Below are 16703 nucleotides of genomic sequence, written 5' to 3'. Positions count from 1 at the left end.
TTTAAGATTTGACATGACGGGGTGTTTCCAATTCCAATTTCGCGGCTTCGTATATTTCATGGAGCCAGTCGATGTTGCTTGCACCGAGTTCAAACGGTCCGTAGCATTCCACTTCGTCACCGCTTTCTTTCTCTTCGGCAATGACGGTCAGGCTGCTTGCCGTTATCCGGACACCCGTGACCCGGCATTCATACGGGTCTCCGTTTTTCCCGAACCAGACTATCCATACCGGATCATCTTCCGTGTCCGTAAAGGCCAGTTCCGTCAGTGAGTACGCCTGAAGCAACTGCCGTATCGCTTCAATGATGTCATTGCGCAGTTCCTCAATCCGGTCGCTGAAATCCATTGCGGTGTATTTCACCCGGGCTTTCCTGCCTGTTTCCTTGATCGAGAGTATCAGCGATTCGGGATGGATGCCAAAGTTCCAGTCCGTCACCTCTTCCTCATTACATGTCGTGTGGATATTGCCGCCCAATACCAGACCGCAGTCTTCCTCTACCACTCTTTTTGCTTCTTCGCAGCTTCCTGCCGCTACCGTGTAAGTGCCCACGAAGGTGTATCTTACTCTTACTTTGTATTTTGCCATAATTCCTATAATTTGGTTGTTGATATTATATGTTTGATTGCTGTTCCTTCTTCCCGTCCGAAGTGACAAGGCTTATCCTCTCACCGAAGAAAGAATCGTCCACTCCATACACATGTCCGATGGAATAGTCATACTTGTTCCGTTCCTCGTCCAAACGGAGACGGAAACCATGGTAGCCGTTGATTTCCAATTTCAACCTGACATCCTGTTTCAGCTCCATTTCAAGCAGGCTGCCACCGCCGTAAGCGGAACTGAAAAGCCCGCAGCAGTTGCCTTTGGGAATGACAACTTCACCCGGTGAGAATCCGGATTCGTACAGTTCTTTCAGATTTACCCTGCCGATATAGGTCAACAGGTTGGCACCGCAACAGGAGTTGATGAGTTCTTGGTAGAATTGTTCATAGGATACCTGTTCCTTGCCGTTCCTTCCTTTGCGGTTCGGAAAATATCCGTAAACCTTGCAGCCATGCTCCGTCAGGAGCTTCTTCACACTTGCCGGATTAAGGTTCAGCGCGTCTACCATATCCCCGAAGTAGCTTTCTTCATACCGGTAGCCGCCCTGTGACTCAAACCAGTCGGAGTTGATGCAGTCATAATTGGAAAGCATTTCCACACGGACAGGGATGTCATCCGTATTCTTTATCAGCTCCGCAAGGACATCCGAATCGTTGCGACCGTATATCTCATCGCGTATTTCATCTTCGTGCTCTTCAAAGAAAGCTTCCACCGTCTTTTCATCAACATGGAAGCATGCGGTACATTCCGTCTTCAGTCTTGTGATGATTTCACGAACTGCTTCCCATTCGCTATCTCTGTACCATTCATCTGCTTTTTCCCACAATTTTTCTTGGCTTTTACTTGCAAGGCATTCATGAATCAGGTCGAGATGATTGTCAAGGTTGTCATTGTAGTCCGTCCACACCAGTGTGTAGGATTCGTCCATGAGGGACTTGACGAGTTCCATTGTCAGTCTTTTCTGTTCTTTCATTTTCGTTACCTGTGTACGGCAGGATTCTGTTTCCCGTACATGTGGTTATAAATGCAGAGAGCGACCTTGCGGCCGCTCCCTTGCTATCCGTTTTCTTTCATGAATTTTTCGTATTTCTCTTTTTCCATTTCTGTTTCTCCGCTGAAATGGAAATATGCCGTATACCCATATCCCGTTACAGGCTCACCTCCGTACTTGCGCAGTGCCGTATCTATTTCCCAATCTGTATCACCTATACCGAGCGGGATGTACGTGTGCTTGAGCAGAGCACCGGCCAGTTTCAGCGCCGCATCCTTCTTTCCCTCATGGCGTAGGCTCTCGAATGCAGCCATTGCGATTTCCCTGTTGGGTATTCTGAATATCGTTTCCATGTTGTCCTCCTTTCAGTTTAAGAATTCCGTTTCTTTCCCGTTGTCTTTTGCGGCCAGGACACCGAAGGGCAAGTCCAGTATCCTGTGGCTGAAACACATCGTGGAGTTGTAGTCCGTACGTTGCCAGAGCGTAAAGCGGTCTTCGGCGAACGACCACCTGAAATAACCTGACAGGGAGCCGAACCGGGGGTTGACGTTCCTTCTGATGAGGAAACGGTTTACATCCACGATATGTCCTGCCGTCAGTATGATGTTCAGAATCTCGACGAATGCCAGCTGTGAGTACGGGTCAATGGGCATGACAGGTCCTTTAAAGTTGATTTCCATATTTTTTCCATTTAATTGTAATTATCATCAAATATCTCGTAACGGAAGGGAAGCATGTCGCAATAGCTGCTTGATATGCCTGTATATATCAGCGTATCTTCTGCCAAGTCAGCAGTGTCCTCTTCCTTCTCGGCAACGGCATCTCCGTACAGATCATGATAGTGCGAGACAATCATGTGCGGATCATCCGTACTGATGTCATAGCCGTAATTCCTGCTCCAGTCCATGAAGAATTCGGTTTCTTCCTCTTCGAGCCTTTCAAGGGCATCCCTGATTTCGAAGAAGTTTGGGCAGAGCCATTCACGACTGACCAGTATGTCAGGGATATTCTCCCATTTGGGATACCGGTATTGCGGTTCTTCCTCTCCGGGGAACAGGTCTGAGCAGGCACACAGGAATTCGCCCATGTCACTGTAGTCAGACATGTGCAGCCAGTAGTCCCTGTAATTCTTTATGTCAATGAGATGCTGTGTTGTCACGGCAATCTCTGCATTGTTTAGATTCATATCCTTTTCATTATTATGTATGCGAATGCCGGGGATTCCATTCCACCGACTTCGAGAAGGTGCCGTGTCCCGGCTGTGCAGGGTTTTTCGGGAAAATACCGCAGCCTTGGCGAGGATGATTTTCCCGAAAACCGCTTGCGGCATGACCTTGCACGGCCAAGGAGGACACGGACTACCTTTGTCGGTGGGAATGGAACTCCCGGTTCTTTTCATACGGTTCATATTCAGTTTGCTATTCGCTGGCTTCCCCAGCTGATGTGTATTTTGCCTTCACGGTCCTGCGTGCGGACAAGCAGGCTGTCGATGACGGACATCGTAATGTCGAACTCCTCGAATATCTCGGACTGTTCCTTGACTTCTCCTGTCTTGATAAACTCGTTCAGCCGTTCCTTGGTCAGTACCAGTGCCATCAGGTTCTGTTCGACCGAGTCCTCATAGGTGACATAATGAACGTCCTTCATTTCTTTGGAATCGAGGCGGATGAACCGGAAGTAGAACTGTTCCATGCGGGGAATGTTCCATTGCAGGGATTCCAGTATCACCTGATTGCAGGCAGGTATGTTCACCGAGCTGCTCAGGCTTTGCTGTGTGCATATCAGTATGCCGTTGATGGTGGAATCAAATTCCGTTACGATGTTTTGCCTCCTTTTGAATGCCACGTCTCCCTTGACCACGAATACCGGGCGGTCGGGAAAGCATTTGCGGAGATGGTTCTCGTAAAGGTCAAATGCGGCTATCGATGTACAGCCGACAGCCACTTTCCCGGGTATCTTCCGCACCAGTTTCTCTATGTACTTTGTCTTGTTCGGAATCCCGTCACCGGAGTAACCCTCTATCAGGTGTGGAACAGAACAGGCCTTGATGAGCAGTTTGATCTGCCGCATGAGCCGGAGTCCGGCATCCTTCTTCGCATCACCCGTACTGTTGTAATACAGCTCACAGATACGGCAGAATTCCTCGATGATGACACGGTAAACCTCACGCTCTCCATCCGACGGACTGACGGTATGGGTCTGTATCTTGTATTTTTCTCCTGCGAAATCCCTGAACTTGCGTGTGATGACCGTCTTGCCGATAAGTTCCGACAATTCCTCCTTGTTATAGACATCCTGGTTCTGCTTCTCGATGCCGAATACGGTGGCTTTTCCGGGACAGTGGCAGGCACGGAAGAGGACGTGCCCCCTGAAGGCCGGGAATGGAGTCCCGTAATCCGTATTGTTCTCTTCCTCTATCTCACGTTCCTTGTTTTCGTGATAGACCTGCGGGCTCCAGCACACCATGTTCACCGAATTGTTGTAAAGCAGCTCGAACTGGCTGTACAGTTCCGCTATGTTGTTGCGCGTGGTCGTTCCGGTGTCAAGAATCTTATACTTGAGCCTTCTGAATATGCACAGGATGTTTCTTGTGCGCTGTGAAGTCGGATTCGTGATTTCGTCCGACTCGTCGAAAACAAGACACAGTTTCCGGGAAGTTTGTTTCACGTAGCGCACCAGACCTCTTCTCAGTTTGCCGAGCATGGAGGTTGAAACGACGAGGAACATGCCTTCGGGTACGTTTGTAAGGTCGCTCTCTGCCCGGATGACACGGAACCGTTCCCTGTTTACCGACAGGAACGGAATCCAGGTCATGTTGGTGGCAATGGCCGGTGCAAGGATGATGGCATTCCTTACTTTTCGGAATTTGAGCAGGAATCTGGCCCGGTAATAGACAGCCGCGGTTTTGCCCGATCCCTGCTGCCAGTTCAGCAGGGCATAACGTTTTTGAAGTACAAGGTTCAGGTCATGCTTTTGCAGGGCTGTGAATTCACATGCCTCGCCGTCCTTGTTGATGAATGTGCTCCGGTCCAGATATTCCTTCAGATTGACGTCTTCTTCCATATCCGCAAACCGGAGGTTCTGCATCTCATACTGTTTCTGTTTCCGGCGTATCAGTTTCTCCGCCGCACGGATCTGAAGCCTGTTACTTTCCGTTACGGTTTCCGGTACCGGAAGTTCAGCCCTTCCGAGAATGAGATCGTTGATGCTTGCAGCCTTGTGTGTGACTTTGTCAAGCAGACGGGGTGCGTATGGTTTGAGTTTGAAACCGTAGGAGGTCTTCACCAGTGCCACTTCCTTGCGGGGTACTGAATGCTGGGAAGTAATGTACTTGCGGATGATTCCGAGTACCTTGCCTGTGGTCAGTTTTTTACGTTCCCACTCCTTGACCTGCTGGTTCGTGGCATTTTCCGGTGGTTTTTGGTTGCGGAACTTGGATACAAGTGCCTCTGCCTTCTCAATGTGCCTGTTCAGTACGGCATGGGCTTTCAGCTCATACATATACTTGGAGAGCCTGTATTCGAACGCTTCCAGTTCCTCGCGGTCTATCCGGTTGGTTTCCCGCATGAGGTCAATCCGGATTCTCTGCTTCATCGCCCTTGTCTTCCTGACGCGGTCTTTCAACTTTTCCATCGGAATGAACTCGTCCGCATTGTAGGGTTGCATTTCGATGTGGCGTGACCTGCGCAGGAATACCATGACTTTCGTGCTGAAGTTATGTACTCCCATGGAATCGAAAGCATCCGGATTCAGTTTGGTCTGGCCGACAAAGGAAAAACAGCTGTTGATATTGGCAACACGTGTCTTCTCCCAAAATTCACTCTGCATGAATGACACGGGTACGATGACCATCAGGAATCCTGCCGGATTGAGCACGTCGTATGCTTTATCCATATAATATTCCTGTGAAAGTTTACAGTCAAATTTCAGGTTGAATGGCGGGTTGCCGATGATTACGTCAAAACGTTGTTCCGGGCGGTACTGCTGTATGTCGCATTTTTCGATATGGGCTTCCGGATAGAGGTGTCTCGCAACGGTTACAGCCCTGCCGTCTATGTCAAAGCCGTAGGTGTTATGCAGGTTCGGCAGGTGGTTGAAGAAGTTGCCCATTCCACAACACATATCAAGCACCATTTCCGAAGAGGTCGGGGAAAGGACCTCCACCATGCTCCGGCATAGCTCATGAGGGGTGAAAAACTGGCCCATTTCGAATTCTTTCTTGGCTTCCGCATATCTGTGATAGCTGGAAAAATCTGCCTGCTTGAAATTGTGCAGTCCTCCGATACCTGTGTAGCAGTTGTAGATGCTCTCCTTCGGAATGAGGTCCTTGCCGGAATCGATGGCGAAAAGGATTTTCTCGTTCACCTCGGCACGCTTGTCCCGGGGAATCTGTTGGGGTATGATGGCATACATGCTTTTACTTTTTGATGGTTAAAAACGGAAACACCCCGCAAGGAAGCCTTACGGGGTGCAGGATTAAACTTTTCATGAATCAATCTTCATTGAGCGTGATTTCGTCCAGACGGAGCCGTCTGTAACAGTTTTCGGCAGCTGGACTGTCCTTGAACCGTATGTCGATGCGTCCGTTCTTGTAGAATTTGATTTGCCGGGCATTGTCCGTGGTGAGACTGTACCACTGTGTGATGTCCACGTTCCGCTCATCAAGTCCGATAACTGTTCCGGTTGAGCCGTTTATCAGGTTATCCGAACCGTAGGCTATACCTTCACAGAAGATGTTCACCTTGTTTCTACAGTCGTATGAGAATTCGTATTCACCATGATATTCCAGATGGATGCTGTCCCAATATACGATATCAGGAAATGTTATCTTGTCTTTTTTCAGCTCGGGTTTGACCTTGCTCCAACGGGAGGGTCGTACCGTTTTCAGGAAACGGGCCAGCAGTTCCTCCTCGGCAGTTTCCCGGAAACTCTTTCCGCCCAGATGTTCGATGACAGAATCCACATAGGTCTGGTAGACCGGTCTGAATCCCATAGGCAATGTCTGTCCGTCAATTTTCGGGACAGGGACATCCACATTGTAGGTCTTGTTGAAATAGGAAATGATGCGGTTGGCAAAGTTCGCATTGGCATTGTGGCTCTTGTCCACAAGGTCGTTAATGAGATTGAACGGTTTGAACTCATTGTGCGAATAATCATCCTGCCCGTTGTGGAAATAAAAGTCGCGGATGGAGACTTTGCCGTTGTCCTCGTACTTGAACCGTCTTTCTTTCCGGTACTGTTCCGCATCCTCCTTGAAGATGGCGTACCACTTTTCTATCTGGTTGAGTGTCTTGTACAGAAGATCCTGCTGTGACTGGCAATAGAGCCTGTCCTGTTCGGTAATCTTTTCCTCGTTTCTTACTTGTACGCTCAGGATGCCGGAAAGCAGGTCGGGAGCGTTACCGGCCTTGATTGATGTTGTTGTCTGCATATCGGTTGTAATTTAAGATGTTAGAAATTTTGCGGCTTGATCCGGTAGAAGTACGTGATGTGCTGTTCCATGTCCTTGACTATCTTGACTTGTTCAGGATAGAAATTGAGTCTCCGTTCAACAGCCGGTTCATCAATTCTATTCCATTCGTCTTGCGTGATAAAACGGTTTTCATGACGGAAGCACCATACCACAATTTGATTTGCCCAGTTTCCCTTGAACACCGTTCCTTCATAGTCTTCCAGGAACTGTCTGAAATCGGTTTCATCCCGGAAAGCGATATCGAAGCTTTGATAAAGGTTGCCTTCTTCCGTATCCATTCTTTTATTCAGGTAAAACTTCCGGTAGGTCTCGGTAGTGTAATTGCCATACGTTGGATTTGGTTCGGCATAGAACCATAGCGGCACTCTGGCAAGAAATGTGACCGAACCGTTGGCACATGCTCCACAGCTTCCCCAATCCTTGAAAGCACCTTCCGTCCATTTCAGGAATTTCATGTCCTTCGGGTTTACACGGTGAAATGCTCCACCGCTGACACTCAGACGGATGCTTCCGTCCTCCTTCAATACAAAAGGCACATAGGGCCGTTCGCATACGGACAGGCGTTCTTCATCCCTGTGAATGTGATCGATTAGGGCATGTCCGTAATAATCTCCATACTCGGTGACATATACCACTCTGTCACCGACTTGCGGTGTGATTTCCGAGCGTGTCCGTTCGATGAGTTGCACGTAATTGTTGGCCATATCCACATCATCCTGCGTAAGCCAATGTTCACGGTCGTATGAAACATTCAATTCTCTGAGTGTTTCGATACTGTACTTGTCTTTTGCCATCTGTTGTAACATAACAATCAATATTTGTTAGTCCGGCATTTCGGGGCCGGAGTTCCCATAACTACAGGCTTTAAAAGGTCGTGTTCCGTACATGCAAGGCTTCGGGAAAAAATACCGCAAGCCCTTCGGGCGAGGATGATTTTTTCCACGAACCCGAAGGGCTTGGCCTTGCTTGGACGAGTAGAACACGAGTTACCTTTGCCTGTGGTTATGGGGACTCGGCTACTGAATATTTATTTTTTTCAATCTTATCCGATAAGATTGAAGTCATTTATTATGTCCTTTAAAATAGAAATGTTATCTTTGTAATCGAATTAAAGAGTTATTTGAAAGCATGAGAAATATGGCAGTTCTACACAGTCCAGCTTTTTCTTATCCGTTGCCCGTTCTCGTGCGAGTTTTATTCAATCTGTTGATATTCAAAGGGAAAATACTTTATTACAACAAATATACTAAAATGAAAGCAAATCACAACAAAACGAGAATAAAAACAAAATGTTAAACGCTGTTTCCAATGGTTCAAAGATACTAAAATGAAAGCAAATCACAACGATTCTCAACCGTTTGCTTATCTGTCGAAAGCTGTTTCCAATGGTTCAAAGATACTAAAATGAAAGCAAATCACAACTATTGTTTCAATTTCACGTATATTCCTATCGCTGTTTCCAATGGGTCAAAGATACTAAAATGAAAGCAGATCACAACGTGTGTGTGCGTGTCTGTGTGTGTATTTGTTTTCCAAAAATAGTGAATCTTAATAAGAATCTCTCTGATTTCGCTACTATTTGGTATCTTTACACAATTTTCTTTATACATGAGTACTGACTATAAATAAATCATATTGTGGAAATGATCCAACGCATCCGCCTCCTCCTTTCCGAAATGAACCGGGGAGTATACGAAAAAGAAACCGAAATAAACCTCTCCCTGCTGGCAGCCCTGGCAGGTGAGAGCATCCTGCTCCTGGGGCCTCCGGGAGTAGCCAAGTCAATGGTAGCCAGGCGGCTAAAGTCTGCTTTTATAGATGCCCGTGCCTTCGAATACTTGATGTCCCGATTCTCTACACCCGACGAGATATTCGGTCCCGTCAGCATCAGCCGGCTGAAAGAATCCGATAAGTACGAACGTGCCATCGACGGCTATCTGCCCACAGCCGACGTCGTGTTTCTGGATGAAATATGGAAAGCAGGCCCTGCCATACAGAACACTCTGCTGACCGTCATCAACGAGAAACTTTTCCGCAACGGCGACAAGGAACTGCATCTCCCCCTCAAACTGCTCGTAGCTGCCAGCAACGAACTGCCTGCCCAAGGCGAGGGACTGGAAGCCCTATGGGACCGCTTCCTCATCCGCATTCTCTGCACCTGCGTCAAGCAGGAAGAGTCTTTCTACAAAATGCTGCTGGACGATTCTGCTGACCATCCGGAAACGACTGCCTGCGAATGGCAAATCTCCGACCGCGAGTATGCCGAATGGCAAGCAGAGATACGCCGCGTAACCTTGCCTCTCGATGTTCTTTCCTGCATCACAGCCATTCGCCACGGACTGACAAGCGTAGAGATGCAAGACTCCGACCTGCGTCGCAATGTCTATGTCAGCGATCGCCGCTGGAAGAACATCGTGAAGCTGCTCAAGACCTCCGCCTTCGTCCACGGCCGCACGGAAGTCTCCATGACCGACTTGCTTCCCGTCTACCACTGCCTATGGAGTGAGCCTGATGAGAGCGTTGCCATCCGTGACATTGTTATCCGTGCCTTATTCGTGTCCCACACAAAACAGATTGCCGGTATCGCCTCCTCGCTGAAATCCGATTTGAAAGTCAGCCGTGTGCGCGAAGCCCTCGACAAAGCCCGCCTTGCCGGCGACCGTAGGGACGATGACCTGCAGATAACGGACCACTTCTACTACCAGGTGGAGAAACATGGTACGGGCAACACCTACATCTTTATCGTGGACTACAAAAATCTGAAGGAGTATAGCACCAAAGATGCCCCCACCTTGGGTATAATGTATGCCGACCCCCTCAATCCCAAGCGTACAATCATCCGTGCCTTTGCCGACACCGGCGCCGTGAAAGAGGAAGGCACCGAACGCGTCACCCTCTACCGCGACGACAAGCATCTCTACATCAACGGTGTGTGCTTCCCCATGCGGCGTCTGCAACGGGGCGAGGAGCAACAACTCTGGCTGGGAAACCTCTCCGTCACCGACCGTGATTACGAGACGGAACTGGATACCGCCGCCACCAGCATAGACCGGCTGGTAAGAGATTTGTCCGCCAACCTTTTCGTCTCCGAAGAGGATAAAAAGAGCGTAGCTCAATACGTCTCCATCGTCCGCAAGGAGATAGCCTGGGCGCGTGTGGACATGCGCAAACTGAGATATGGAGACGAATAATCCTCCAGTAACCAAGAAGAAGATGAACACCACCGCCACCCGATATGACACCGCCTTCTATGTGCAGGCACTGGACCGTTTTGTAGCCACCGGAGAGTGTGCTGAGACGGATACCGAGCCCTTGTATGCCTATCTGCTCTCCGTGATGAACGACTCCATGGTCAAGGTGCAGGTGCTGGGCAATGAGGTCTGTGCACGTATCTTTTACGACACCATGATTCAGTTTATCCACTTGAATTTGGAGAAGGAGAGGTACAACCTCCGGAAAAGCCAGTCGGAACGAAATGAGATGAAACTCGTGCTGGAGTGGTCCATGGCAAAGCGGAAAGACGGCTGGCAAGCCTTGCTTCAGCAGATTTCCGACAAATACCGGGAGTACGGCTTCGACTCCCGCTTCTATCGCAGCCACTTCGGTACCGAAGGAGGATATGCGGACGATGAAGTCTGGGAGAAAATGGTGGACGACTGGGAAGACGCCTTCCAGCTGAAGATGCACGAAGAAAAGGAGAAAGAGATTGCTTTCCGCAAAGATGTCCTCGAGCGCAGGCTCCGTTCCAATCTGAAAGACATCCCCGAGTACATCCGCCAGAACCCCGTGGATAAGGACGAATTCTTCCAGACCTGGGGCATGATGAGCGGCTTGTGGAATACCGTCGACTTTGAGCGTATACGGAAAATCGTGCGCATCCAGCGCTCCTGCCCCGAGATAGTGAAAGTGGCCCACAAGATGGGGCGTATGGCAGACAACGAAGGACGTGAGCAAATCCGCGTTGCCGAGGGAAACGTCTACAAAATGGAGCACTCCTCCAAATGTGACATCCTGGGCATCAGCACCGGCAACGACCTCAATGCTCTGCTTCCCATTGAGCTTGCCCATTCCGCCGACAGTGAACTGGAAGATTTGTTCGTCTACAAATACCTTACTCGCAAGCTCCAGACCTTCCGTTATAAATCGGAAATCATGCAGCCTGCCCGGCGTATCGAAACCAAGCCCGCCCGTCCCAAAGGTCCGATGATTGTCTGTCTGGACACCTCGGGAAGCATGGCTGGCAAGCCGGAGAAGATTGCTCACTCTCTGCTGATAAAGCTCCTGGAGATAGCCGACCGTCAACGGCGGAACTGCTTTCTGATAGCCTTTTCCGTCTCCATTCATCCGATTGACGTAAGGAAAGAGCGGGCAAGGCTGCTCGAATTCTTCTCAAAGACAGCTTGCGGGGATACAGATGCCACCCGCATGTTGGAAGCCACGTTCCGCCTGCTCAAAGAAGGCAAGGAGTATATGAATGCCGATGTGCTTTGGGTCAGCGACTTCAAGATTCCTCATTCTTCACCTGCCTTTATGGAGGAGATTCGCCGTTGTCGGGAAGCCGGTACACACTTCTACGGTCTGCAGATTGGCATCACGGACAATGAGTGGGCACCATTCTTCGACCATATCTATCGGGCGGAGTATACTCCTTCGCGACAGTATTAAAAGTTGATATTTACGCCTCCCATCACCGTGGCTTTCGGCATGGGGAAGCCTGCATTGATTACATAGCGTTGTGCCAGCAGGTTTTCGCCCTTGACGAAGACGTCGGCAAAACTGCACAGACGGTAGTTGGCACGCAGGTTCCAGAGTACGAAGCTTTCCTGCTTCTCCTTGCCCGGGGTGACTGAGGTATGAAGCCCCTTCACGTATTGTATACCGGTAGACAGGCCCCAACGTCCTTGCGTAAAGTCCGCACCGGCATAAAGTTTGTGCTCGGGAGCAGCCAGTACCGGATTCTCCATGTGCAGCCAGCTGTAGTTGGTGTTTATCTGCCAGTGGCGGTTGATGTGGTAGCCGAGGTTGGTTTCCACGCCCCAGTTCTCTATCTCTCCGGAGTTGACGTTCTTGCGCAGGGCAGGGTCTGTCATGATGATGTTGTCCCCATTGATGTAGTAGAGGTTCACCCCATAGGACATGGCCCCTCCCAAAAGCTGCCCCGTAAAGGAGAGTTCATAGTTCATCAGGCTCTCCGCTTTCAAATCGGGGTTCTGTGGAGGGAACATGTACATCTCCCGGATGGTGGGGTTACGGAATCCTTTGCTCACCATTGCTTTCAGTTCTGCCTGCCGCGGCAGATGGAAAGCCAGTCCCCCTTGGGGAATCCATTCCGTGCCTACGTGCGAATGGTGGTCTATGCGGACACCGGCGTCCAGTGAAAGCCAGCTGTTGATGTCCTGCCTGAAATCCACATAGCCTGCAAATTCATCCATCTGCTTGTCCACACCGGGGATACGGTCGCCAATCTGCTGTCCGGGTTTTGCCTCGTCGATGGCGACAACCTTGTTCCAGGACTCTCCGCCGAAGTGCTGGTAATCGAAACCTACGGTCAGGCGGTTGCCGGTGAAGAACGTGGCGCTTTGATACCACGATATGCCCAGCATCCGGTCTTTGGAGTTGAAGTGCGACTTCTGGGGCTCTCCTCCGGGGTGGTAGCCGTCATTAATCTTGTGCCGGCCCCAGTTGTAGAAGAAGCTCACGGCGCCGGAAGTGCGGTCGTAACGATTTTCCAGTGCGAAGGAGGTCATGCCGCGTGTGATGCGCGAGTCGTTGTCTATATACGGATTGTCGGCTTCGCCGGGATTGGAGGCGTTGAAGCGGGTGATGTTCACGTCGCCCCACAGCTTCCAGGTGTTGCTGAAGTCGTATCCCAATTTGGCATAGCCGCCATACTGCTCAAACTCCATGTCGTCACGGTGTCCGTCGGTACGGTTGTACGAGCCGGTCACCACGCTGCTGAAACGCCCTTTTCTTACGCGGTTGGAGACTTCCGTCTGCAGGGTGTTGTAGGAACCGTATCCTATCTGCGCATTGGTTTTCACCCCGTCCTCCTGCATCTTGCGGGTGACGATGTTGATAACCCCGCCCATTGCATTGGACCCGTAGAGGACGGAGGCGGGACCGCGCAGCACTTCCACCCGTTCGGTCATCATGCTCTGGTAGGCGTCGGCGATGGGATGTCCCATCAAGCCCATGTATTGCGGGTGTCCGTCTATCAGCACCAGCAGGCTGGTTGTAGGTCCTCCGGCTGCATTTACCCCGGCGCCTATACCGCGCAGGCTCATGCCTCCTGCGGCTCCCGTGGATACGCCGTAGCCCATGATGCCGCGACTTGTGGTGAAAAGTCCGGGCACCTGCTCGGTCAGTGTAGGCAGGATGGAGGGCTGGTAGGTCTGTTCCAGTTGCCGACGACCCACTACGGAGATGGTCATTGGCAGGTGGCGGATGTCTGTTTCATTTCTTGTCCCGGTCACCACGACTTCATCAAGCTTGTAGCTTTTCAGCCGGAGGCTGTCGGCAGGTGCGGACAGCATACTACCCGGAAGGGCGATACTTATTAAAATTGCGATTAAAATCTTTTTATTCATCGTTTATCTATGGTTCTTTTTGCAAAGTTATACAAAAAGAAGAATCTGTATATGATTGGTAATCCTTAAAATGGACAACCAGGGTTGAAGGTAAGTCCGTTAAAGGGTTTCCTGCTTCAGCGCTTCCACAAATCGGTCTATCTCCTGCAGTTTCGCCGGGATGTCGATGCCTTGCGGACAGTGCGGGTTGCATTGGCCGCAACCGGTGCAGCGGTTGGCTTGGCGGAGACGGGGAACACTGCGGTCATAGCCTATCAGGAAGGCGCGGCGTGCCTCGCGGTAATTCTCGTCTTGGCTGTTCTGCGGCACGTTGCCCTCGTTGATGCAGCGGTTGTAGTGCAGCAGGATGGCTGGAATATCCAGCCCATAGGGGCACGGCATACAGTATTTGCAGTCGTTGCACGGCACGGTGGGGTATTGCAGCATTCGCTGGGCGGTATCTTCCAGCAGGGTAAACTCCTCTTCCGTACATGGAACAAGCGGGGAGAAGGTACGCAGGTTGTCTTGCAGATGCTCCATGTACGTCATTCCGCTCAGTACGGTCAGCACATCGGGGAAAGTACCTGCAAATCGGAAGGCCCAGGAAGCCACGCTCTCCTGCGGGCGGCGTTGTTTCAGACGTGCCATCAAGTGGTCGTTCAGGCGGGATAGGCGTCCGCCCAGCAGCGGCTCCATGATGACGGCCGGGATGTTTCGCTTCACCAGTTCGGCGTACAGATATTCGGCGTCCGTGTTGCGGGTATTCACTTCTTTGGCATGCCGCCAGTCTACGTAGTTCAGCTGGATTTGTACGAAGTCCCATTTCAGTTCGTCGTGGCGGGAGAGCAGGTAGTCGAAGACTTCGATGTCTCCATGATAGGAGAATCCGAGGTTGCGGATGCGTCCGGCTTCGCGCTCTTTCAGCAGGAAGTCCAGCATGCCGTTGTCCAGATAGCGGGAACGGAGGGCTTCCATGCCGCCCATGCCGATGCCGTGCAGCAGGAGGTAGTCGATGTAGTCCACTTGCAGGTCGCGGAAGGAGCGGTGATACATGGCAAGGGACTCTTCGCGGCTGTGCGTGCTGGGACTGAAGTTGGACAGCTTTGTGGCAAGGAAGAATTTCTCCCGTGGATGGCGTTTCAAGGCAATGCCCGTGGCGCGCTCCGACAGACCTTGCACATAGGCGGGGGAGGTGTCGAAATAGTTCACTCCGTGGGCAATGGCATAGTCTATCAGGTCGTTCACGGCTTCCTGGTCTATTTCGTCTCCATTCCCGTCGGTGCGTTTGCGGGTGGGCCATCGCATGCATCCGTATCCTAGCAGGGAAACCCGGTCGCCCGTGTTGGGATTGGTACGGTAGGTCATCTTGTCGGTTGGTATCTCGCCCAGCGCGGCCGATTCGCTCTCCCCGTTGTTCTTGTTGCCCGAACAGCCGTACAGGGCTGCTGCCGAGGCAAGCGTTCCTGCACCGGCGAGCTTGAAGAAATCGCGGCGGTTTATCTTGTTCTTGTCTTCTTTCATTGTGATAGGACTGAAATTATAAATGGATATTTGGGTGATAAAGCTGCTTTAGACAGTTCTGTGCATCACATGGCCTTCCACATAAATGGCACTGAACGGACGCGACGGACAAAGGTTCTCGCATGCTCCGCATCCGGTGCAGCGTTCGGCGTTGACTACCGGTATCTTGATGGAGGCTTCGTCTTCCGGGTCTGAAGGAACCATCTGTATGGCACCGGCCGGACAATGGCGGGCACAGTTCCCACATTCCATCTTGTCTGTAATGCAGATGCAATTCTCCTTAATCCATACGGCATGACCGATTTGGATGGCCGATTTCTCGGCGAGGTTCGTCAGATGGATGGCATCGGTAGGACACACCTCCGCACACTTGGCGCATTCGGGGCGGCAGTAACCGCGTTCGTAAGACATTTCCGGCTGCATCAGTTTTGTCAAGTCCGAAGAAGGACGGAGCACTTGGTTGGGGCATACCGATACGCAGAGCTGGCAGGCTGTGCAGTGTTGTGCAAAGTGGCGGGCGCTCAGTGAGCCCGGAGGAGTGATGGGAGTGGCGCGCTCGGGGATTTTTTTGTCCTCGATGACAGCCAGTCCACCGTCCACTTTCTTCTCTTGTGCCTTGAGGGCTGCCGTAGCAGCAAACACGGCGGTTGTAGAGAGAAATGCGCGGCGGGCGTCGTTTACCTGCTCCGGTGCCACGGAGGTTTCCTGAGAGACTGCAGCGGAGGCCGGCTTGCGGCGTGTGTAAGTGATGGCACCTTTCCTGCACTTGTTGATACAGTCCATACATGCCACGCAACGGCTGTAATCTATTTCGTGTGCCTTGATGTTGATGCACGATGCCTTGCAGTTACGGGCACAAAGTCCACAACTGTTGCACTTCTTTGTGTCAATTACCGGTTTCAGCAAGGAATACTTCGAGAGGAAGCCAAGCACTGTACCTACCGGACAGATGGTGTTACAATAGGTACGTCCGCCTCGCCATGCCAGCACGATGAGGACCACCAGAGTGACCGTGGCAATCAGCAGGGTAGGGAGACTCTTCATCCATACATCCGTTTCATAGAAGGCATAGCTGTCAGCACGTTCGGCCAGGTAGGCCAGTCCGTTGTTTGCCCATTGGTAGAGCGGGGAGAAAAGGCTGGAAACGATGCGCCCGTATGAGCTGTAAGGGGCCAGTAGCACGACAAAAGAGTTCAGTCCGCCGATAATGGCAAGTACGAATACTCCCAGCACACCGTAGCGTAGCCATTTCAGTACAGGCGAATAGCGGAAACGGTTCTTCTTCCGTTTGGCGGAGAGCCAGGAAACAATATCCTGGAATACTCCTAACGGGCAGATGACGGAGCAGTAGATGCGTCCGAATACCAAGGTCAGCACTGCAAGAAACAGTACTACACCGATGTTCAGTGCCAGCACGGCCGGCAGGAATTGTATTTTCGCCATCCATCCGAACCAGGCATGCAGTGTTCCCGTGAAGTCGAGGAACAACAGCGTGATGAATGCGAAGAAGATGACGGCAAGGGTCAGTCTGATGGTACGTAGCATAAATGT

At 51.1% G+C, this 16703-nt stretch carries 13 protein-coding genes; 2 read left to right on the top strand and 11 right to left on the bottom strand.

From position 1 onward, the window contains the following. Position 1 precedes the first annotated feature (1 nt). The 8 genes from H1A11_RS08485 to H1A11_RS08445 form a co-directional block, all read right to left on the bottom strand. Entirely contained in the window at positions 2-586 is a 585-nt protein-coding gene (locus H1A11_RS08485) for a hypothetical protein (protein WP_181758021.1), read from the bottom strand. Between the two features lie 25 nt (positions 587-611). Next, the gene (locus H1A11_RS08480) at positions 612-1574 is read right to left on the bottom strand and encodes a hypothetical protein (protein WP_181758020.1); all 963 of its coding nucleotides are present in this window, start codon (positions 1572-1574) and stop codon (positions 612-614) included. 83 nt (positions 1575-1657) lie between these two features. After that, positions 1658-1945, bottom strand: coding sequence for a hypothetical protein (locus H1A11_RS08475; RefSeq protein ID WP_181758019.1), 288 nt, complete (start codon positions 1943-1945; stop codon positions 1658-1660). A gap of 12 nt (positions 1946-1957) precedes the next feature. Then, complete coding sequence (locus tag H1A11_RS08470) at positions 1958-2272, bottom strand: hypothetical protein (RefSeq protein ID WP_032946859.1); 315 nt, start codon at positions 2270-2272, stop codon at positions 1958-1960. A gap of 11 nt (positions 2273-2283) precedes the next feature. Continuing rightward, positions 2284-2778: a hypothetical protein gene (locus H1A11_RS08465; protein WP_032946923.1), complete on the bottom strand. Its 495-nt coding sequence runs from the start codon at positions 2776-2778 to the stop codon at positions 2284-2286. Positions 2779-3002: 224 nt separating this feature from the next. Beyond that, positions 3003-6005, bottom strand: coding sequence for an N-6 DNA methylase (locus tag H1A11_RS08455; RefSeq protein ID WP_181758018.1), 3003 nt, complete (start codon positions 6003-6005; stop codon positions 3003-3005). Positions 6006-6084: 79 nt separating this feature from the next. Then, complete coding sequence (locus H1A11_RS08450) at positions 6085-7023, bottom strand: hypothetical protein (protein WP_181758017.1); 939 nt, start codon at positions 7021-7023, stop codon at positions 6085-6087. 20 nt (positions 7024-7043) lie between these two features. Continuing rightward, positions 7044-7871 carry a DUF4121 family protein gene (locus H1A11_RS08445; protein WP_181758016.1) on the bottom strand — a complete coding sequence of 276 codons (828 nt, stop codon included), beginning with the start codon at positions 7869-7871 and terminating at the stop codon, positions 7044-7046. An 831-nt stretch (positions 7872-8702) separates the two neighbouring features. Here H1A11_RS08445 and H1A11_RS08440 point away from each other — a divergent pair. Together H1A11_RS08440 and H1A11_RS08435 are read left to right on the top strand one after the other, a co-directional pair. Continuing rightward, complete coding sequence (locus H1A11_RS08440) at positions 8703-10256, top strand: AAA family ATPase (RefSeq protein WP_181758015.1); 1554 nt, start codon at positions 8703-8705, stop codon at positions 10254-10256. Between the two features lie 22 nt (positions 10257-10278). Beyond that, on the top strand, positions 10279-11730 hold the full coding sequence (locus H1A11_RS08435) for a hypothetical protein (protein ID WP_181758087.1): 1452 nt from the start codon (positions 10279-10281) through the stop codon (positions 11728-11730). Here H1A11_RS08435 and H1A11_RS08430 read toward each other — a convergent pair. From H1A11_RS08430 to H1A11_RS08420, 3 genes are all read right to left on the bottom strand, one after another. Next, the gene (locus H1A11_RS08430; protein WP_370528739.1) at positions 11727-13598 is read right to left on the bottom strand and encodes a TonB-dependent receptor; all 1872 of its coding nucleotides are present in this window, start codon (positions 13596-13598) and stop codon (positions 11727-11729) included. The two genes, H1A11_RS08435 and H1A11_RS08430, sit on opposite strands and share 4 nt — an antisense overlap. 153 nt (positions 13599-13751) lie before the next feature. After that, complete coding sequence (locus tag H1A11_RS08425; RefSeq protein WP_117601253.1) at positions 13752-15152, bottom strand: aldo/keto reductase; 1401 nt, start codon at positions 15150-15152, stop codon at positions 13752-13754. A 48-nt stretch (positions 15153-15200) separates the two neighbouring features. Continuing rightward, positions 15201-16697 (bottom strand): 4Fe-4S binding protein, encoded by a 1497-nt coding sequence (locus H1A11_RS08420; protein ID WP_118132372.1) that lies wholly within the window; start codon positions 16695-16697, stop codon positions 15201-15203. Positions 16698-16703 lie beyond the last annotated feature (6 nt).

Origin of the sequence: Bacteroides sp. CACC 737, from assembly GCF_013874375.1 — a bacterium.
GTDB lineage: Bacteria > Bacteroidota > Bacteroidia > Bacteroidales > Bacteroidaceae > Bacteroides > Bacteroides uniformis.
Note: the sequence above shows the minus strand (reverse complement) of the source record. Positions and strands in the feature narration are given on the sequence as shown.